The organism is Microcoleus sp. S28C3 (assembly GCF_036700785.1).
GTDB classification, from domain to species: domain Bacteria; phylum Cyanobacteriota; class Cyanobacteriia; order Cyanobacteriales; family Microcoleaceae; genus Microcoleus; species Microcoleus asticus.
Genome location: NZ_JAUBPO010000008.1, coordinates 1 through 21,343, shown reverse-complemented (window position 1 = coordinate 21,343; position 21,343 = coordinate 1). Strand labels below are relative to the sequence as shown.

The following is a 21,343-nucleotide window of genomic DNA, read 5'->3' as shown; positions in this document are numbered from 1 at the left end:
AAAACGAGATCGGATAAAATCCGGTTAATTACCTAAGAAGATATGTTTGTAGTGAGGACTTTAGTCATCATAAAATCTAAGGACTAAAGTCCTCACTACAAACCAATTTTATGGTGGTTGTTCGAGGGGACATGATATCAATTCCGGCTGCGCCGGAATGATATAGAGGACACGGCAGTGCCGTGTCCCTACGCCAGATGAATTGTAGGGACACGGCACTGCCGTGTCCTGATTTCGGGTAATATTAATTCCGATGTTACCGGAATTGATATGATACAGCAATTACCCGAAAAGTGCTGTAGATGTCCACCGCCTACTTATTGGAGGCAATAGAGATTACTATGAGTCAAGGGCGGGTATCGCACCTTACTTTTAACAGACAGGGTATGAATTTTAAATAACTATAGCGTATTTTCGCGGAGAGTTTTTGGGCCACTACCGATGCAGGTGATGCGGTACGATCGCCCTATCCACAGCCGCGCACCCCAAAAACCAAAAACCTGCAATTACCTGCGATTCAACTCCACCCTTTCGCCGTAACGCAACAGCATATCCAAACTCTCCAAACGATTTTGCCAAGTTTGCACCTGATAGCTATTCTCCCCAGAATGCAAGCGCATCGAAGATTGAAATTGAGATTGAAAACTCGCCAACAATCTTTTAGCAGTTGCTAAACTTTCCCTAGAAGGATTTGCCGCCAATTTGCTCAAAGCTTGCGCCAATTCGTCCGATCGACTTTGCAAAACTTTCAGTTCAGATTCCGACACCCGCAACTGATTGTTAGCCAACAAAAAACTCCATTCCTGCTTGAGAGCAGTATACCGCGAAGCCGCCGCCGCAAACGGCTGCCGGTAAGGAATCGGTTCCGCAGCAGAAGTGGAACGCACTGGCCGGCCTTGAGTGCGGTTAAAAAAGCCTTGCATCCCGCTGCTGATACTTTCCACCGCAAAAATAGCATAGCCCCCTGTCGGCAAATCGCGCAAAGCTTGAATTTGGTCGATCGCCACAACTTCCGGGAGAGTCAACAATTTAACCGACGGAGAAATCAAAGCCGAACCCAGAATTTGTTCCTTTACCAGCGGTTCGGTGATGCGCTGAAGTCGGTTCGTATCCAAAGCATAAGTCATCGGCACAATCAAATCTACAATTCCCTGACGAGCCCAAACTTCCCAATTTTGCTGAATTTTGTAAATCCGCTGACTTTCCGGGTGAGGAAACACCGCCACCGACAGAATAGTGCGCGGAGAATTCTGCCTCAAAAGCTGAGAAACTTCAGCTACAAAAGTATTAATTTGATTAGTTTTAAACTCAACCCACTGCCGCCACAAATTGCCGGAACTAGGCGAAATATTCACCGGATCTGCACCAGTCAACTGCTTGAATTGCTGCCTCGCCGCAATACCGTAACCGTAGGTAAAACCCGCATTGTCATCTTGAAAAGGATAGCGGATATAGTCTAATTGCACCCCATCTACTTTGTAGTTGTTGGCAATTTCGCTGACAATTCGCAGCAAATAACTGCGCGCTTCCTGGTTCGCCGGATCGAGATAAAATTTACCATCGTTAGGATGTTGCGTGCGTCCTTTATTGTCAATGTTTGCCCAATCTGGATGAGCGGAAAGTACCGGTCCAGGATAAGCACTAGGCTTGCCAATTAAAGTATTGTGGCGCTTATTTCCTGTGGCAAAAATCCAAACCCAAGCGTGCAGTTCCATGCCTCGCTCGTGGGCTAATTTAACCGCAGATTCCAGCGGGTCCCAGCCAACTGTGAGGGGGTTTTGTTGCGGTGCAACTTGACTGGGATAAATTGTATATCCGGCATTCAAAGTTTCAAAGAAAACGGTATTGATACCGGCGGCGGCGAGCCGATCGAACACTGCCGCTAAACCCTGTTCCGATCGCGCTGCGACGATCGTACCCCGATCGAGCCAAACCGCGCGAATTTCCGCCCCAACGCGCTGCCCTTCCTTCGGGTAATTTTGCCACAGCAACTGTCGCGCTGCCACCCACTGCGATCGAGCCTCCGCGTAGTTTTGCTCTTGCAGGAGTTGGTCAAAAGTTTGCAAAACCTGCCGCGCGCTCGCGATCGCCCGCGCCGTTGCCCCTTGCAGAACAGGCGGCCGGCTGGCTGCCGGGCCGCCGGCACTGCTGCTTGCAGCCACCAGTTGAGGGGGGGTAGCAGCATTGAGATTAACAGGCGTATTACCTGAATTAGCTGCTGTCAGGGCGCTTTCAAACCTGCCGAGGAGGTTGGTGAGTTCTTGGCGCATCAAGTACGCTTCAATGCTGACGATCGGCTTATTGGAATTTGCCTGCACGTCCAAACCCGCCGGCGCAGACTGATCCGAAGGGTCTGTAAAAGTTGCAGGTACTGGATCGGGAAGCGCGGGAGAAGGAGAGGGAGAAAGTCGGCTCAGCGGGGTAGTACGCGGCGAACCAGGCGTGTTTCTAGTGACTCTGGAGGGGGGATTTGGTAGTGGGGTCGCGGCAGCAGTGGGCGGCGCTACAGGCTGCGAAGCGATTGTGCCTCCCCAGCGGGCGATCGAGGCTTGCAGCCAAGCCTTATCTACATTTGCCGAACCGTCGCTACCCCAGCGCCAGCCGAGATAGGTAGCGCGATCGGTGGCGATGGCTGCGGAGGAACCGGAACTATCTTTCCAAGTAGCGACAGTTTGACTGTTTGCGTCGGCAGGAATCAAGACACCGCCTAGGACTGAGGCATTTTGTTGTTCAGTCGGCACCCAATTGCTAGAAGTAGTGCAAGCAATATCTCGACAGCGGCTGCGCGCTTGTGGCGTCGCCGGTTGGGTTAACGGAAAAGCCCAATAGGCCCCGAGGAGCGATCGCAAAGATTGGCGCACCAAGGCCGGGGAACTGCGGCCGACGGGGCCTGAAGCAATCAAGCGGCCGCCCTGGGAGGCCCAAGCTTCTAAAACTTTAATTTGTGCCGGAGTCAAAGTTTCAATGTTGGGCAAAAACAGCACGTTAACGCCTGCTAAATCCGCCGCATTTTTGATTTCTTCGAGATTGATTGGTTTGTAAGCAATGCCGCTTTCCCAGAGGCGCGTGGTAATCTTCACCCAGTCGGGAGAATTCTCGGAACTGCGAACAACGCCCAGAACTACTTCTGCGAAACTCGGAGAGGGAAATAGGATGAAGAGATTGAGTAATGTACTCGCTAGAGTTCCAATTAAGACTCTTTGCAAGAAAGTGAAAAAGCGAATTTTTTGAACCTGGGAGCAGGCATCAGGCATTTGATGAGGCTTATTGATTTGTTGCATAAATATGAGAATTACTCACCACACCGCTAAATAAAAATTCAATAACAATTAAGAGCTTTCGATCCGCACCATACAATTTTCTATCCTGTCCTGCAACCTGAATCAGGAAAAAGTGCGATAGATCGATTTTAGATTTTGGATTTTAGATTCTCGATTAAAATCTGCGTCCATTTGGATTGAAAAACCCCAAATACAATTTAGATGCCGGACAGCTTACAGCCAACTGTCAACAGCCAACTGTCAACAGTCAACTGTCAACAATTTTCTAAGTGGCAGCTTCATTCACCGGGAATCGATCGATTAACTGCATCGCCCGACAAGCATTCCTCCGCAAAGAATCCGAAACATGAGGAACATGAGGAATCTGAGACAAGAAATCCAAAGTCCGGCGCAAAATCCGCACGACATCCCCTTCATCCAAACTCGTATGGCTAATCAGTTCCAGCCATTCAACGCCCAGAGCCCACTGCTCGACCAAAGTCACTAAATCCCGTTCCAGCCAAATCGGGATTACAGCTTCATGACGGTACTGAACTTGAAATAATCGGCGGCGCAGGCCTTTTTGCAGATTGTCCAAAGGTGCCAAAACTTCCGGCGACAGCGAGTAGTGAGTCCAACTGTCCGGCCTGGAAACTTCTGTAACTAAGGCCGCGCAAGCAGCAGCGAGGTGGTGGGGGTCGAGTTCGTCAAACTCCGCAGACATCAGCGACAAACCCAGCCACAGTTCGTTATCGCCCCGAATGGCGGCGCAAGCTTGGCCCAAGATTGTGGGCACCAACCTGTCGGAGGATTCATCTCGGTTTCCAGTTGCCGAAACTACTTTTTCCAAGCAGCCGAAATTCAGCAAGATGTCGATTAAGTTGAGAAATTGCTCCCAGTAGCGAGCTCGCTGCTTTTCTAACTCTTGTTCGCTTTTGCGGATTTCTTTTTTCAATTCTTCCCGGCGGCGCTGGCGTTTGAGCAAAGTACCAGGATTGCCCCATTCTAGAACCGGGTGAATTTCTAGCTGAGCTTCTAGGGCTGCGATTTTCTGCTGTTGCTCGATAGCCTCTGGGCTCGGTTCCGGTGTCGGCAATTCTGGGATCGATGCAGCAATTGAAGCAGTTTCTTCATTTGCCAAGCGGCACTGGCCGAGTCTCAGGGGCATTTCCGACGGCGGGTTCAAGGTATCTGCAACGGTCAAGCGGGGTAATTCGGCGTGCAGGGTAGCGACATCGCTAATGGCGACGACATACCAGCGGTTATCTTTGCCCAAGCACACCAAATTTGGTGCTTGGCCGGAACCTGGGATTTTGGCAACCAATACGGCGGGTACAGGATTTGTGTGCGATCGTTTGGCTGTCGGAACGTGCTTGCCTTTGAGACTCATAACAGTGCCGAGCACTGCAAAAGCCACAGCTACGGACATTTCCTTAAATCTGGCTTCTTCAGCTTGCTGCAATAAAGTTTTCAGCAAACGTTTATCTTCTTTGAGTCTTCCCTGCAATTTTTCGTAATGGGCGAGGTGTTTTTCCAGGGTGGAGACATTTCCTCCGGCCGCCAGGGACTCTTCCAGCACCTCCAATTCTGTTTGCAATCGGTCTAATTCTTCTTGCTGCGGCTGCAAGTACAAGGTAGATAGGTATTGACCGAAACTCCGCTCTACCAACTCTTGAGCTTCGTCGAGAGTGTGAGTTTGCAGCAAATTCAGCACCATGCCGTAGCTGGGAGTAAACTGACTGGCGAGGGGGTCGGCTTTGGCTGTTGCCAAATACGAGGCTTCTTTTGCGCCTTCAAAGCGCGTCTGAACTGCGACGACGTGCCCCAGCTTGTCCATGCCCCGCCGACCCGCCCGACCGGCCATTTGCAGGAATTCTGAAGCGTTGAGCAGTCGGTGTCCCTTGTCGGTGCGCTTGGACAGGGTGGAAATGACTGTGGTGCGGGCGGGCATATTAATCCCGGCTGCTAGGGTTTCGGTGGCAAATACGACTTTAATCAAACCTCTGCCAAAGAGTTCTTCTACTAAGCCTTTCCAAGCGGGCAAAATGCCTGCGTGGTGGGCGGCGATGCCTTTTAAAAGTGCTTCTTTTTGACCGAAGCGTTCTGCTTCTGGGTTTCGCTGTAAAAAATCGTCAATGATGCGTTTGAGTTCGGCTGTTTCGGCTTCGTTAACCAGGGAGAAATTGCCGACTTCTGCGACTGCTTGGTCGCACCCGCGACGGCTGAAGATGAAGTAAATTGCTGGTAGCATATCTCGATCGTCCAACCGGGCCAAAACATCGGTCAAACTCGGAGTGGGGATGCTGCCTCTTTCTACTTTTTGCTGCTTCTTTTTGGGGACTAACCGGATATTCGCTCTTTTGCCAGTCTCGTCTAACAGGGGAAATATCCCTTTTTGGTTGGCGAAGTGGAATTGCAGCGGCACTGGCCGAAAGTCTGAGTAGACGAGCTCTGTGGGCCCGTGGACTTTGTTAATCCAGTCTGTGAGTTGCTCGCTATTGGCAACGGTTGCTGAGAGGGCGAGCAGTTGAATTTCGCTCGAACAGTAGATGATGGATTCTTCCCAGACGGTACCGCGCTGGCGATCGTTCATGTAGTGACACTCGTCGAGCACCACGGTTTCGACTCCGGTGAGGGAAGTACCGACTTCTCCGATCGGCGTACCGTAGAGCATATTCCGAAATATTTCGGTAGTCATCACCAAAATCGGCGCATCTCGATTGACAGAGATGTCGCCCGTCAGCAAACCTACGTTGTTGTCTCCAAATTGATTGCGGAAGTCGCGCAGCTTTTGGTTGGAGAGAGCTTTGAGGGGAGTGGTGTAGAAGACGCGCCGCCTCCTGGAGAGTGCTTGATGGATGGCGTATTCCCCGATTAACGTTTTCCCAGAGCCTGTGGGAGCGCACACGACAACGGATTTACCTGCATCGAGGGCGGCGATCGCCTCTCTCTGAAAGTTATCTAGCTCGAAGGGAAATATGGTCTTCAGATCCAGCTCTGGGCGGTTCTGGGCAGTGTCTGGCACAAGGATTATTATAAGGTTTCAGGGTAAGTATGCTTAAATCTTGCTGAAAGCAAGTCAGCAGAAGACTGTATTGATTTTAGACCTTCGTCAGCAAATCGGCTATGAAGGAATAAGTCTGTTGGCAGTTGGCAGTTGGCAGTTGGCATAATCAAGAAAAAATTTTTGCCTTCTTCCCTCTTCCTTCTTCTCTCTTCCTTTTTCCCTCTTCCCTCTTCCCTCTTCCTTCTTCCCTCTTCCCTCTTCCTTCTCTATGATTCCAGTTATTTCGACTATTCCTGTGGTGCAGCTTGCTTCGGGCGATCGGCTTTCATTGCAAGTCTATCAGTTCCAAGGTGCGATTCCCGGCAAAAAAGCTTATCTCCAATCTAACCTCCACGGTGCTGAGATTAGCGGTAATGCGGTGATTTACCAATTAATTGAGTTTTTAAGGTCTTTGGACAGCAGCCAGTTAAGCGGCGAAATTTGGCTAGTTCCTCTTTGCAATCCTGTGGGTGTCAGTCAGCGATCGCACCATTTTTCCCCTGGTCGGTACAATCTTTATGATGGGGTAAATTGGAACCGAATTTTCTGGGATTTTGAAAAACAAGGGGAAGATATTCTGGGTTTTGCTAATTCTCACATTCATCTCGATGCCGATAGTGTTAAAGTTAATTACAGAAAAGCGATTGCTTTGAGTTTTGCCAAAGAGTTGGCAAAAATTAACGCCCCTAGTTGCCGTCCCTACAGCGAACTTTACCGATATCAGCTACAATCTTTGTGTTTGGATGCTGACTATGTGCTGGACTTGCACAGTTCTACGAATCAAAGTTTAGATTACCTTTACTGTTTTAATTCCCGCCAGGACAGTGCAAAAGCTTTTTTGCTCGATCGCACAATCTTGTTTGACGAGTACGATGGCGATGCTTTTGACGAGGCGTTTATCAAGCCTTGGCTGGCTTTGGAGAAGGTTTTGGCAGAATTGGGAAGTGCACTCAAATTTGACGTGGAAGCTTGGACTTTAGAATTAGGTTCGGGGATGGAAATGAATCCCCAGTCGGTGGCGAATGGCTTGCGGGGCATCAAAAATTACTTAGCAAGTAAGGGTTTATTGAAAATCGATGGATTTCCTCTCCCGGAAACTGCGAATCATCAAGTTATTTTCACCCCCAAAAATTCGGTGAACAAATACTACGCGCCGGCGGGCGGAATGATTCAAAATCGAGTGCAATTGGGGAGTTATGTCAAAAAGGGCGATCGGCTTTATCAAATTCTCAGCTTTAATAAGAATGGGGAATTTCCGAGTTTGGTTGATGTTTGTGCTGAGTCGGATGTTTTCATTTTTGATGTTTCGACAAATCAGTCAGTAAATCAAGGAGAGTATGTGTTGTCTGTGATGGCAGATTGAGAATACCAAGAAACCCGGTTTCTTGAATAAACCGGGTTTCTGAAAACCTATTGCTAGTCGAACCATAATTTACGATATAATATTGAATAGGGCTTGTTTAAATTCCGCTGCACTTTTATAATAAATTTCATGATTGTCAATTAAAGCGCGATCGATAACTGTGGCTAGCTGCTTGGGAATGGCAGAAGTGCGATCGTCCACAGGAACCCCATCATTTTGTAAAACCGCCAAAAACTGGTCTTGACCGGGCATGGTTTCGTGGTTTTGGACTCGGCTATAAATCTTTATGAAACCGTGAAACCTTTAGATGTTACAGTCCACAAGTCTCGGTGCGAGAGAAGAGGCACAACACCACACAAAAGCCCACCCCTTCCCCTCACGGGGAGATGAGCTTCTGGTGCTTTCTCGGAAAAAGTGAGGTCGTTGTAGTCACACAATTTCTTGTTTTGTCTCCAACCGACACGATCGCCAAATTCTTCCACAATTCTAGGAACAGATTCCTGGGTTCCCCCCATACTTTGATAGATGCGCTTCTGCACCGAAAAGCCGAAGCGTCCATTACTGTATTTTACCCAAAGTTGGTCAATGGTTCGCAAGTCATCGCAGGGGAATTTTTCAATACTTTCTCTATCCAGCGATCTTTCATTCTCCCTACCAGACACCTTCAACATCACTCTCGCTGTTTCCTCATCCGCCTCTTTCCATCTTCCTGCTGCTAATAAATAACGCAACCTTACATAATCCATTCCCACCGCAGAAACCAATTGTACCTCATTAGCAGCCTTTGTAGGCATCACTAAATTAGCAGCATTTTTAGGCATCACTAAATCCAACCATTCCTGCACCGACTGCGGGCGATTTTGCGGTTCTAACTCCATCCCTTTCATAATCGCCGCATTCACCCTGTCGCTAATCTCAGAATTGAATTGCTTTGGCGGAGTTAAACCGTCAATTGGCTTTCTGTATATGGACGGACAAGGTAACTCACCTGTCAGCATCACGTAAAGAGTCACAGCCAAGGAATAAACATCTGTATAAGGGCCTTTTGCTGCCCGTCTTTCATACTGTTCGATGGGGGCAAAACACTCAGTGCCAAAAACGCTACTACTTCTCAACTTTCCCGGTACTGTCAATTCCCGCGCCAACCCAAAATCAATCAAAACTGCTTCTAAACCCCGCCGTCTCAGCATAATATTTAGCGGTTTAACATCGCGGTGAATCAGGTTTTGCTGGTGCACAAAACTCAGGGCGTTTCCGACTGACTGAATAATTGGCAAAGCTTTCGCTTCCGACAAAATGCCGTTATCTTCGAGATATTCTGCTAAATTAGTGCCGTCGATTAATTCCATCACCATGCACCACAATTCGATATTGCCCACCATTTGGGAAAACACTTCGTAAACTTGGACGACGTGGGGATGGCTGCACTTGGCTAAAGATAAAGCTTCGTTGAGAAATTTGGTTTGTAATTCCTGAAAGTTTGGCTTACCTTGAACGTTGGCATTTAGAGTTTTGATGGCGACTAATTTGCCTTCTTTGCGGTTTTGAGCGCGGTAGGTGACACCGAATCCGCCGTTGCCGAGGATGGCTTCTATTAGGTATTTGCCTTGGTGCAGTTGTTGTCCGGGCGACCAGTGCCTCATGATGGGTATGTGAGGATGTGGAGAGGATGGTTTTGATTATAGCTGAGATGGGGGAATTTTGTTGAGTATTGTCTTCTTTCTACAGTCTTCTCGATCGCCCCTAGCCTCCCTTAATAAGGGGAGGACAAGAGTTTGTAAGGTGCGTCAGTGCGGAGATTTTCTATTTTTGAGAAGATAACGCACACTGACGCACCTTACAATTTAACGTGACGGTTTATGGTTGAATGAAAATACCGATCGCATTATGAACTCTCGCAGCCGTTGACGGAGGTCGATCGAGCAAACTACCTCCCAAATACAAACTTGTCGAACTTCCCCCATCCAAATTTAAAGCTTCTACAGCACCCATTTGCTGCAATATCTGCGCCAGTTCAGCGAAATTTGACCCCGCCCCGCCCGCGCGATTGTGAACCGCTACAATCAGCAAATTCCCTGCCGCAGTTCGCCCGATCGCACTTCTAATTGCTGTCTGTCTAACATACGCATCGCTAAACCCTTCCGCCTTAGCATCCAGCACAACTTGACTGTTTTGTACCAGCACCGGTCCGCCGCCGAGAATGTACGGAAAACGGTTGAAATCAGCAGGAAAAGTGTTAGTTTCTAAACGCAATAAAGTGCCGGTGGATAGTTCAGATGCAGGGAAAAAGTCGGAACGTAAAACCAAAATATAACCGTTAGCTGGAATGGGAAAAGTTGTTGTTCCCGCCGCACCTCCGGGGGATTGGCTGACAACTCTATCGCCCGCAACTGTCACAACTATTTCATTGCCAGACAACGGAGTATAAGTTGTTCCCCAATCAGAATTGTAGCGACCGATTCCCGGTTGTACGTAGGCACTATTGAGATGAGAAACAGGCAAAGGTAGATTTGCCGGAGTTATTACAGTTTCTTGCAAAGTTAAACGATCGATCGCAAATTCTCCCCGATCGTTCCAGGCGATCGCCCCCCGGTTCAAAATCGGCCCGGAAAGCCATTTATTGTCCCGCCGAATTGCCCCTAAAGCTAATCGATTTATCCGATTGAAAAACCCTGCGTTAATCGCCGCAGCCGCACCCGACACTTCTGCTGTTTGCAATAAAGGTGCAGTCCCTTGAACGGCAGGCGGATTGCTGAGAATTGGTCTAATTTTCACACCAGCTTGACGGGGATTAACTTCTAACCAAACTACCGGAAAACGAGCCGTTCCTAAATTTTGATACTGCTGCCGCCACTGCACACCCGGCGCCCAAAGAATGTTTTTTTCTACTAAGGAATCTGGTCGAATATCGATAACTAATCGATTCGGATTTCCCAGGCTGAAAACTTGCGGCCGCCAACCTAAAGGAATCGTCACTTTGACTCGGGTTTGATCGCCTGCAGGTTCGACTTTTAGTGATAGCAATTGTTTGCTGGTTTGAAAAGTGTTCTGAAGTAAGGCGGGTGCGACTTTGGCATCGATCGCGATCGACCATTCTTGACCGGCGATCGGCGCTGCGGGCGTTATTTGCAGCGGCAGGGCGGGTTTGGTCGGGTCGTCTGGTGTTTCGAGGTTTGGCCCTGTGCGGATGTTTGGCAGTGGGATAGCGGGCTTTGTGGGGTCGTCGGGGGGGTTGGGCGCGGGTGTCGGCGACGGGCTTGGTTTATCGACAAAGTTGACTTGCCACGGAGTCGGTCGATCGAGATCTACAACAATGCGATCGCCCCATTCTTTTTCTGCTTGCTCAATTCCGGTAACACTTGCAGTTTGAGATGTAATTTTTAGAATATTCCCATCAACAGATATCTGCCAGCCCGCAAGTCTAGCAAAATCGGTAACATCTAAGTAACGATACGACCCCGTTGCCCGCGCTGCTAAGCTTTGAGCGTCAGTTAAAGATACCGAAAACCACTGCACCGGTTGTTTGGCACTGTCGGCGCTGCTGAGCAAATCCACTCCCGCACTTTGCATCAATCCAACATCAGCAATCCAAGTTCGGAAATCCGCAGAAGTGCTGTTTTCCGCCTGCTGAGTCCAAGCTAGGGGAAAAATGCGGCCGTTTAGAGACACTTGGCTGCCTTGTCTAATTATCGAAGAGGGCGGTACAGATTGAGCCAAAAGCCTATAGTCCGACAGGGGTTGAAACCCCTGTCTCATAGCTGAAGTTTTCTCAACAGAAGTATCGCTCAATATTTCAGTCGGTTTTAACTGAGATGTTGCACCATTCTCAAGAACAGGCAAGATGCCTGTGAAGCGAAGAGTAGATTTTCTTGTGGAACGGGCATCTTGCCCGTTCATAAAAGGCTTATTGACAATGCTGCAACATCTCAGTTTTAACCGACTTTCGCTATCAGCCAGGGAATTCATTTCCTGGCTGGCTCTCGAAGCATCAATCAACCCAGCCCTCTCCCCCTCTTGTGCTATTCCGGGTTGATTCCAGAGCAAAGACGGGGCGATCGCCAGTACGGGTAAAATCGAGGCTGACAATATTGGACGCCAATAGGAAAAATTACGTTTCACAGCTTACAACTCACAATTTCATTCCTAAACGCATGGGGATATAGAAACCCGGAATATCCGTATGTTTCTTTTTACTAAGCGGCGCTAATTGCCCTAAAGACCTACTAGCAACTGCTCACCCCGGAATACAAATCACAAACTCCGAACCCTGTCTGAGGGAGGAATTCACGAGTAACGTACCTCCATGTTTTTCCACCACAATTTGGCGGGCTATAGACAATCCTAATCCGGTTCCTTGACCCACCGACTTGGTTGTGAATAAGTGGTTAAAGATGTTTTCCTTGATTTCGTTCGACATCCCCACTCCATTATCCTTAATCCGAATCAAAACCTGATTGTTGGATTCGCTCAAAGCAGTTTGAACCGTAATTTGGTTGGGTAGGGCTTTAATTTCACTAAAACTCCGCTCCTTATTTGACTCCTCCAAAGCGTCAATGGCATTGGCCAGTACGTTCATAAATACCTGGTTCAACTGTCCGGCAAAGCATTTCACTAGGGGCAAGTTACCATAGTCTTTCACAACTTCAATGGCAGGGCGGAACTCGCTGGCTTTTAAACGGTGCTTGAGAATCAGCAAAGTGCTTTCGAGTCCGTCGTGAATATTGAAAGCAATTGGTCGATCGCTATCTGCCCTCGAAAACGTTCTCAAACTCGTACTGATATTGCGGATGCGATCGACTCCCTCCTGCATCGAGCCAATCAATTTCGGCAAATCTTCTCGCAAATACTCCAAGTCTATATCCTCAATTTTTTCTTCAACTTTAGCTCCTGGCTTGGGAAAACTATCTTGATATACATCGATTAGCTCGAACAAATCTTGTACATATTCTTGAGCTGGCTGTAAGTTGCCGGCAATAAAACCTACGGGATTGTTAATTTCGTGGGCTACCCCTGCGACTAAATTTCCGAGTGCAGACATCTTCTCGCCCTGCACCAATTGCAACTGCATCTGTTTGAGATCGTGAAGATAAAGCTCTAGTTTTTGGGCATATTCCTGGGATTGCTGATACAGTCGGGCGTTCTGTAGGGAAATTGCAGCTTGCGAGCACAGGATGTTGAGGATGGTGACGCGATCGCTCGTGAATGCTCCCGTTGTTAAATTATTTTCTAGATATAAAATGCCTATTAACTTACCTTGATGCAAAATCGGGTTACACAAAATACTCTTGGGTTGCTGATTAATGATATATGGATCGTTAGCTAAAGTCGGCTCGGCACTCAAATCAATTAGCACAGTAGTCTGCTGGTTATGCTTGACTTTGTAGATTAGCTTTAAGGGAATATCCTGACTGTTTTCAATGGGAAGCTGTTGCAACACGACGGGATCTGTCCCCAGAGTAATCGACCCTTTAATTAACAGTCGATCGTCTTGCAAGAGCATTAACACGCACTTATCGGCTCCTGCATTTTCGATCGCGATCGAAAGCAACGATGTCAGTAGTTTTTTGAGGTCTATTTCACGGGATATTGCTTGGGAAGCTTTGAGAATAGTAGCTAAATCTAAAGCCACAGAAACACTACTACTGGATGTGGCCGAACTGGTGGAGGTGACACTACCCAATGTCAAGAGAAGTTCGTGAGCGGAGAGATGAGAACGGGTTGGCTCTAATATAGGTGTAAGTAGTTGAGGATAGCGAGCTTCTAAGTCAGCGACTTTGGCTTTTGCACCCCAACGAGCGTAAGCATAGTAGGCTTGGGTCATGTATTCCCCAGCTATGCGCTCTTTGCCCCAATCTAGGTAGAACTTTGCTGCCAGTTCGTTAGCAAGTGCTTCTTCTTGCATATATTCGTTGGCTTTGGCAAGAGAAATCGCCTTGTCGTAAAACTCAGTTGCTTTGACTTTTTGTCCTAACACTCGACATTTTTCCGCCTCTACCAAATCAACCTTATGTTGATAATTCATGGGTGCATGATACGCCCATTGCTGTAACTTTGTTTGGTTTTCTATGACACCCTGCAATGCTTCTGATGCTTCATCTAACTGTGGATTTAATTGTGCCAAAGTTAACAGAGAATCATAAAGATAAAATACTGGTTCGGTGACTAATCCCGCACCAGCCATAAAATAGCGCCTGACTTCAATAGCATGATTTTTCGCTAGCTCTATTTCTCCAAACAAGAAACAAAGCATTAGTTTATACAAATGGAAAATATACAATCCATATCCATCTTTGGCAGACTGTAGCTGCTGGAGAAATTCTGTTTCTTCAAGGGCTTTTCCAGACAAAAGGGTGGTATGTTCTGCAAGACCTAGCAGATTTAAAACAGGTTGCCAATAGATCCGGCAATAATTTGCGGTTGTCAATTGATTTAATTGCATCAAACTATGGCAGTAGGCGCAAATATCCTGCTCTAAGGTAGCCAGGGGTTGACTGCACCAAAAAGAATTGAGACAAAAAGTGTGCCCATTATATCCAGCAAGTACCAGATTTCCAAATTCTAGGGCGCTGGTGTAACCCTCTTGCAAGAGGGGTAGTGTTTCTTTAATGTGAGATTTGCGGTGTACAATAAATATCCCCAAAATCATCAAAACATCTGTTTTACTTGCTTTGGCATCGAGTTTTGAAATAACCTGGAGTGCCAGGGAACCAAACTGCGATCCTGTATCTATTTGTAAGAAATTGCAGAGAATATTGCCATAGGTTGCATAGCCTAAAGCAGAAGTCGATGTGTTACCGTACTGAATTGATAGTTTAACGGACAAACTATTCAGCAATGGGTACAGCGCAGAGCCAGTGAGGTAAGCGGCTGGGATAATGATATTGATAATTTTAAGAGTACCGAGTTTTTCTGCATCTGTCATTTCAGGCAAGTGAACCAAATCAGCGATTTCCCGATCTCCAATTAGTTCCTCAATCTCTTGGATTTCCTGTTGAATATCTGATGGTGTCGGTGTTTCAGGAAAGGTTATGCCAAGCTGTTGTAAGACTGGTTGGGCGATCGCGATCGCTGATGTCAGTTTACTTTGGGAAATATGAGATTGAATTCTAATGCAGTAAACATTGACTTTTTCAGGTAACGAGCGTGCCTGTTGAATGACAATATCAATGAACTGTTCCATCGCCTCAAAGTTACCGTTTAGCATTGCTACTTCCGCAGCTAATTCATATAAGGCGAGGGTCATTTCATACTGCTGCTGCCAAGTGTTTTTTCCCAAAAGAGACAATCCCACTGTCGCATATTCATGCGCTGCTTGATAGGCGGTTGAAGTTTTAGCTTTGCGACAGGCAATTAAATTGAGTTGGGCTAATTCTTCTCGTTGAGTTGGTTGGGTAATTAAAGCAGTTCCGTGATTTAATTGATTGACGATTTCAAAAATACGGTCTTCTCTTGCTTCTGCGGAAATCTGTTGCAGCAGCAGTTGTCCGATTTGGTAATGAGTCGCCTGTTTTTGGTCATCGGGAATTAGGGAATAGGCAGCTTGTTGAACGCGATCGTGTAAAAACTTGTATTTGGGTAATTGGTCGTGGGTAATTGATAAGTGGTCAAATTCCTGACCATTCCCGATTACAGATTCGCTATTCCCCTCTGCTTGATAAAACTTATAAATTTCACTAATGGGTAAAATTAGCCCTTCTTGCAGCGCCTTCCATAAAGCGGATGCGGTTTCTACTGGCGAATTTTCATCAACAATTGCTAAGGTCGCCAAATCGAACTGATTGCCAATACAAGCAGCTAACTTTAAAACGGACTGTGTTTGAAGTGGCAACTTTCGCAACTGAAGTGCCATGAATTCTACTACATCATCCGTTAGTGCCAAGGTGCGCACTCTAGAAATATCGCACTGCCAATACCGAGCTTCACAATTAAATTCAATTAGCCCATCTTCATGCAAAGATTTGAGGAATTGTGTGCTGAAAAATGGATTGCCTAGAGTTTTCTGATAAACGAGTTCGGTCAAAGGCAGAGCCAAGGCTGTAGAACAAGCTAGAGTATCGGCAACTAAACTATTTACGTCGGCTCGATCGAGAGGAGCTAAGGTAATAGTATTTACCTTAGCTTCAGTTTTTTGAATCTCTGATAAAGTCAGCATCAATGGATGCGCTGGAAATACTTCGTTATCCCGATAAGCTCCAATTAATAAGAGATAGCGGTGTTCTGTAGCACTCATCAGCAGTTGAATTAATTTTAACGATGCTGAGTCTGCCCATTGCAAATCGTCCAAGAAAATTACTAAGGGATGTTCTTTTGTTGTGAAGACTTTAATAAACTTTTCAAACAACAAATTAAAGCGATTTTGAGCGGCACTGCCAGAAAGTTCTGGGACTGGCGGTTGCGGCCCGATAATACGTTCGAGTTCGGGAATGACTTCAATTATCGCCCCAGCGCTATCGCCCAAAGCTGCCAATATTTCTAACCTGCATTGTTCAACTTTAGCATCGGTTTCCGATAGCAATTGTACCATTAAATCGCGAAAAGCTTGGACAAACGCACTAAAGGGAAGGTTGCGTTGGAATTGGTCAAATTTGCCTTTAATAAAGTAGCCGCGCTGCCGAACTATGGGTTTGTGAACTTCGTTAACAACAGCGGTTTTACCAATGCCGGAAAAACCTGCAACGAGCATCATTTCGGCGCTACCTGCACTCACGCGGTCAAACGCCGCTAGCAGGGAGAATACTTCGCTTTCCCGACCGTATAATTTTTCGGGGATGATGAAGCGATCGCACAAATCTCGCTGCCCTATTTTAAAGTTAGCCAGCGCCCCTGTCTCTTGCCACTGGGATAAGCAAGTTTCTAAGTCGTACTTGAGTCCCAGCGCGCTTTGATAGCGACCTTCAGCATTCTTCGCCATCAGTTTGCTGACAATCTCAGACAGCACCAATGGAACGCTATTGTTAACTCTTGAGGCTGCCACTGGCTGTTTGGCAAGGTGGCAGTGTACCAAATCCATTGGATCGTCTGTTTGGAACGGTAACTTTCCTGTTAGTAATTCGTAGAATGTTACTCCTAGCGAGTAGAAATCTGTGCGGTAATCAATGCCTCGGTTCATTCGCCCAGTTTGTTCGGGAGATATGTAAGGTAAGGTGCCTTCGAGGACGTTAGGATTTTGAATTTCTTGGGTTTCGCGAGGCAGCAGCGAAGCGATGCTGAAGTCAATCAGCTTGACTTCTTTGCTGACTGGGTTAATCAGAATGTTGGCGGGTTTGAGGTCTTTATGAATGACTCGGTGGCGATAAAGTCCGTCAAGGGCGTTGGCAATTTGAATCGCCACGGGCAGAAATTCGTTAACGGGCAAGCCTTCTAGAGGTTCGTTGCTAGCGGATGCTAAATTAGCCAGGTAGCTACTTAAGGAAATTCCCCCAAAGTCTTCCATCACCAGAGCATAGTGGTTCTGGTACGTCTCCAAGCTGTATGCCTTCACACTTCCGGGGATCTCTAAGTTTTTAGCAATGATGTACTGGTTGCGGAAATGAACCAGTTCGTTGAAGCGGGGAAAGTCATTTCGCAGCAGTTTGATCGCGACGGGCTGGCCATTTTCCGTGCGAATGCCGCGATAAACTAAAGTTCGATTGCCTGCGTATATTTGCTCGTTAATGTGATATCCTAGGAAAAGTTTTGCGATCTTAGTCATATCTACGTATTCCTACTACTTCTGTCAAGCCTGAAGCTTCTGAGAGTTGATATCTACTATTTTCGCTCTATCTGTCATGCTATTCATAAATTACATTTTTCTTAACATTGGAGAGCAAATTATGAAACAGCGATTTGAAAAACCAGACTTAATGTTTTAGGTAAGAGCTGTTGATACTTCAGTTGAAACTAAGTAGAAAATGACGACGCGAACCCTGATTGAACGACAGCAGTTCATAGCAGAGGAACTTAATCAGCTAATCTCGTAGTTGCGAGGCGGCGCTAATTGCGCTAATTGCCATAAAGACCTACTAGCAACTGCTCACCCCGGAATAGAAATCACAAACTCCGAACCCTCTCCGATGGAGGAATTCACAAGTAACGTACCTCCATGTTTTTCCACCACAATTTGGTGGGCTATAGACAATCCTAATCCGGTTCCTTGACCCACAGACTTGGTTGTGAATAAGTGGTTAAAGATGTTTTCCTTGACTTCGTTCGACATCCCCACTCCATTATCCTTAATGCGAATCAAAACCTGATTGTTGGATTCGCTCAGAGCAGTTTGAATCGTAATTTGATTGGGTCGGGCTTTAATTTCACTAAAACTGCGCCCCTTATTTGACTCCTCCAAAGCGTCAATGGCATTGGCCAGTACATTCATAAATACCTGGTTCAACTGTCCGGGAAAGCATTTTACTAGGGGCAAGTTGCCATAATCTTTCACCACTTCAATGGCAGGGCGGAACTCGCTGGCTTTTAAACGGTGCTTGAGAATCAGCAGAGTGCTTTCGAGTCCGTCGTGAATATTGAAAGAAACGGGTCGATCGCTATCTGCCCTCGAAAACGTTCTCAAACTCGTACTGATATTGCGGATGCGATCGACTCCCTCGTTCATTGAGCTAATCAATTTCGGCAAATCTTCTCGCACATACTCCAAGTCCATCTCCTCAATTTCTGCTTCAATTTCTACTCCCGGATTGGGAAATTTTTCTTGATAGAGCTCGATCAAGTTGAACAAATCCCCCACGTAGTCTTGAGCCGGTTGCAAGTTACCGGCGATAAAGCCTACGGGATTGTTAATTTCGTGGGCTACCCCTGCGACTAAATTTCCCAGAGCAGACATCTTCTCATTCTGTACCAGTTGCAGTTGCATCTGTTTGAGATCGTTGAGATAAAACTCTAGTTTTTGCGCATACTCCTGGGATTGCTGATACAGTCGGGCGTTCTGTAAGGAAATTGCTGCTTGGGTACAGAGGAGATTGAGGATTTCAACGCGATCGCTGGTAAAAGCACCCATAGCAAGGTTGTTCTCCAGATAGAGTACGCCTAGCAGTTTTCCCTGATGGAGAATCGGCGCACACAGCAGGCTCTTGGGCTGCTGGCGGATGATGTAAGGATCTGCCATCAGCGAAGAATGAGTGATTGCATGACTAATCACTAACGGTTGTAAGGTACGTTTAACCCTCTGGATTAGCGTAATGGGAAGCTCCTGACTTTCCTCAAGCGGAATTGATAGCAGCACAGTTGAGCAGCAAACGACTGTGCTAGTTGCTTCAACGATTAATCTGTTCCCTTTGAGCAATAACAAGGCAGATTTGTCCGCGCCGGCATTTTCAATGACCACTTGCAACAGCGTCGAGAGTAATCGCTCTAGATGAATTTCGCTAGAGAGGGTTTGGGAAGCTTTGAGAACAGTTTTTATATCTAATACAGCAGATATGTTACGGCTGCTAGAAGTGGACGATCTGTTACTCGTATGGGATGTAAAGGTATTCGTTTCATGGAGCGTTATTTCTGATGTGAGTTGTAATTCATCCGATTGCAAAATTAATGCTAAGAGTTCAGGATAAGATTGCTCTAGCTCCCTCACCTTAGCGGCGGCTCCCCAACGAGCGTAGCTATAGTAAGCATCGTGCAGGTAGTCTCTAGCAACGCGGGGTTTTCCCCACTCTAAACAGAATTTGGCTGCTAATTCATTTGCCAGGGCAACTTCTTGGAGATATTCGTTTTCTGTCGCTCCAGCGATCGCGCGATCGTAGAATTCCAATGCTTCTGATTTGTACCCTAATACTCGGTACCGTTCGGCTTCTACTAAATAAAATTTGTGCAGGTAATTGGCTGGATCGTGGTCAGCCCAAGTTTTCATTTTTTCTTGGTTTTTAGCCACCCGATCCATAATGCATTGCTGTTGTGTCTCCGAAACCCGAACATAAATTGCTAGATGGGCTAGAGAATCATAAGTGTAGCAGAGCGGAACGATGAATAAGCCTGTAGCCCCACCTATATAATTTTCGGCGGCAATTGCTGCTTCCACCGCCAACTCAAACTTGCCAAACAGGTAACACAGATTCAGTTCGGTGGCATAGAAATAGTACAGCGCAGTTAGATGGTCCGATCGCTCCAGGACTGGCAGGATTTCCTGGCGCACGAAGGCATCTCCAGTCAGTTGCCAAGGTTCGGCACCATTGCCTACCAGATTCAAAATTGCTTGCTGAAAAACCGTCAAATGACTGGTAAGCCCTTCTTGGTTGAGGAGTCTGAGTTGCTCTCGGAAAGCAGCGCTCTCTTGGCTGAGATCGCTTAGTTCTCTACCGATAAACCAACAGTATGAGATGTAAATAAATCCGCAAATGGCAGCCGATTCTAAATCTCCCGTTTCCAATCCAACTTCGTAGCCTTCCCGGAGAAACGCTAAGGAGTTCTTGAGCGGCTCTTTCCAATGCCACACGCTGCAGTAAATTCCGACATAGACTCTCGATTTCAGTTCTTTGGCATTGAAATGTTCGAGCAACTTCAGTGCTAGTTTTGCACACTGATACCCAAATTCAATCTCTCCTGTCATGCCACAAAGTATCAGTCCATAGTAGGCATAACCAATTGCAGAAAATGAACTATTGCCATATAGAACAGATAAATTGACCTGTTCGAGGACAATAAACGGTAACAGCGCTGGAGTAACAACAAAGGCAGCAGCAGAAACAGCGGCAAGAATCCGTACAACTGCTAACTTGTTAGGATCTCTCATCTGTGGCAGAGTCATTAAGTCCAGAGGTTTTCTTCCAGCCAAGATGGATTTAGTCGCCCCGAATGCCTTTACAATATCTAATTGACTGGGTTGCTCTGGAAGACTGGTTCCTAGACCCTCCACAATCTTGAGGGCAATCTGTACGGCCTCTAGAAATTGATGTTGGGCTTGAGCAGCTTGAATTTGAATTTCATAGACCTTAATCGTATCCAACAGAGTTCTAGAGCGTTCTGCAATGACTGCCGCCAATTGTTTCATCTGCTCGAAATTGCCGCTGAGGTAAGCTGCTTCAGTGGCAGCTTCGTAGAGGGCTAGGGTTATTTCGTACTGGGTTTGCCAGCTATCTTCAGCTAACAAGGCGATGCCTGTCGTGCAATACTCAAATGCGGCTGTATAGGCCGTTGCTGCTCTGGCTTTTTGTCCGGCTTTGAGATTGAGTTGTGCGAGTTCTATTTGCTGCGATGGCTCGACAATCAGGGATTTGCCGATATTTAGTTGGTTGACGATCTCAAACAGTTTTTCTTCTGTTTCGGCAGCGGACGTATGAGTTAGTAATAGTTGCCCGATTTTTAAGTGAGCAATTTGTTTTTGCTCGTCGGGAATCAGGGAATAAGCTGCTTGCTGGACGCGATCGTGCAAGAATTTGTAAGAACACGAGTCAGATTCGAGAAGCTCCGAGCTAGAAGGATTTTGTACCCTCAATTGAGACTTTTCCTGAAAAAACTTATAAACCTCACTGGTGGGTAAAACCAATCCCTCTTGTAATGCTTTCCATAAGTTTGAAGCAGTCTCTGCTTGTGATTTTTCGTCAACGATCGCCAGGGTTGCTAAGTCAAACTCGTTGCCAATGCAGGCGGCAAGTTTCAGCACTGTTTGAGCCGGTGCGGGCAACTTCTGCAACTGAAGCGCCATAAATTCAACTACATCATCAGTCAGCGCCAGCGAGCGAATTTGAG

At 46.8% G+C, this 21,343-nt stretch carries 8 protein-coding genes; 1 reads left to right on the top strand and 7 read right to left on the bottom strand.

All coding sequences use genetic code 11. The features are described 5' to 3' along the window. Positions 1 to 506: 506 nt before the first annotated feature. Both QUA13_RS04235 and QUA13_RS04230 read right to left on the bottom strand, forming a co-directional pair. The gene (locus QUA13_RS04235; protein WP_445242677.1) at positions 507 to 3,254 is read right to left on the bottom strand and encodes a family 10 glycosylhydrolase; all 2,748 of its coding nucleotides are present in this window, start codon (positions 3,252 to 3,254) and stop codon (positions 507 to 509) included. Between the two features lie 292 nt (positions 3,255 to 3,546). Further along, positions 3,547 to 6,285: a DEAD/DEAH box helicase gene (locus tag QUA13_RS04230; RefSeq protein WP_333196874.1), complete on the bottom strand. Its 2,739-nt coding sequence runs from the start codon at positions 6,283 to 6,285 to the stop codon at positions 3,547 to 3,549. 250 nt (positions 6,286 to 6,535) lie between these two features. Here QUA13_RS04230 and QUA13_RS04225 point away from each other — a divergent pair, with 250 nt between their 5' ends. Beyond that, on the top strand, positions 6,536 to 7,669 hold the full coding sequence (locus tag QUA13_RS04225) for a succinylglutamate desuccinylase/aspartoacylase family protein (RefSeq protein WP_333196872.1): 1,134 nt from the start codon (positions 6,536 to 6,538) through the stop codon (positions 7,667 to 7,669). A 69-nt stretch (positions 7,670 to 7,738) separates the two neighbouring features. On the opposite strand, the gene QUA13_RS04220 is transcribed toward QUA13_RS04225, so the two are convergent. The 5 genes from QUA13_RS04220 to QUA13_RS04200 form a co-directional block, all read right to left on the bottom strand. After that, positions 7,739 to 7,921, bottom strand: a complete 183-nt coding sequence (locus tag QUA13_RS04220) for a hypothetical protein (protein ID WP_333196870.1) — start codon at positions 7,919 to 7,921, stop codon at positions 7,739 to 7,741. A 32-nt stretch (positions 7,922 to 7,953) separates the two neighbouring features. Further along, positions 7,954 to 9,312, bottom strand: coding sequence for a serine/threonine-protein kinase (locus QUA13_RS04215; protein ID WP_333196869.1), 1,359 nt, complete (start codon positions 9,310 to 9,312; stop codon positions 7,954 to 7,956). 214 nt (positions 9,313 to 9,526) lie between these two features. Beyond that, positions 9,527 to 11,788: a phosphodiester glycosidase family protein gene (locus QUA13_RS04210; protein ID WP_333196868.1), complete on the bottom strand. Its 2,262-nt coding sequence runs from the start codon at positions 11,786 to 11,788 to the stop codon at positions 9,527 to 9,529. 115 nt (positions 11,789 to 11,903) lie between these two features. Then, a complete protein-coding gene (locus tag QUA13_RS04205; RefSeq protein ID WP_333196867.1) occupies positions 11,904 to 17,360 on the bottom strand; it encodes an AAA family ATPase in 5,457 nt (1,818 codons plus the stop codon). A 321-nt stretch (positions 17,361 to 17,681) separates the two neighbouring features. After that, positions 17,682 to 21,343 (bottom strand): ATP-binding protein (locus tag QUA13_RS04200; protein WP_333196865.1); only part of this gene is annotated, 3,662 nt, incomplete at its 5' end.

Excerpts from the sequence above, each read along its gene's own strand:
- QUA13_RS04235 (WP_445242677.1), bottom strand. The coding sequence starts at position 3,254 with ATGCCTGATGCCTGCTCCCAGGTTCAAAAAATTCGCTTTTTCACTTTC.
- QUA13_RS04225 (WP_333196872.1), top strand. The coding sequence starts at position 6,536 with ATGATTCCAGTTATTTCGACTATTCCTGTGGTGCAGCTTGCTTCGGGC.
- QUA13_RS04220 (WP_333196870.1), bottom strand. The coding sequence starts at position 7,921 with ATGCCCGGTCAAGACCAGTTTTTGGCGGTTTTACAAAATGATGGGGTT.
- QUA13_RS04215 (WP_333196869.1), bottom strand. The coding sequence starts at position 9,312 with ATGAGGCACTGGTCGCCCGGACAACAACTGCACCAAGGCAAATACCTA.
- QUA13_RS04205 (WP_333196867.1), bottom strand. The coding sequence starts at position 17,360 with ATGACTAAGATCGCAAAACTTTTCCTAGGATATCACATTAACGAGCAA.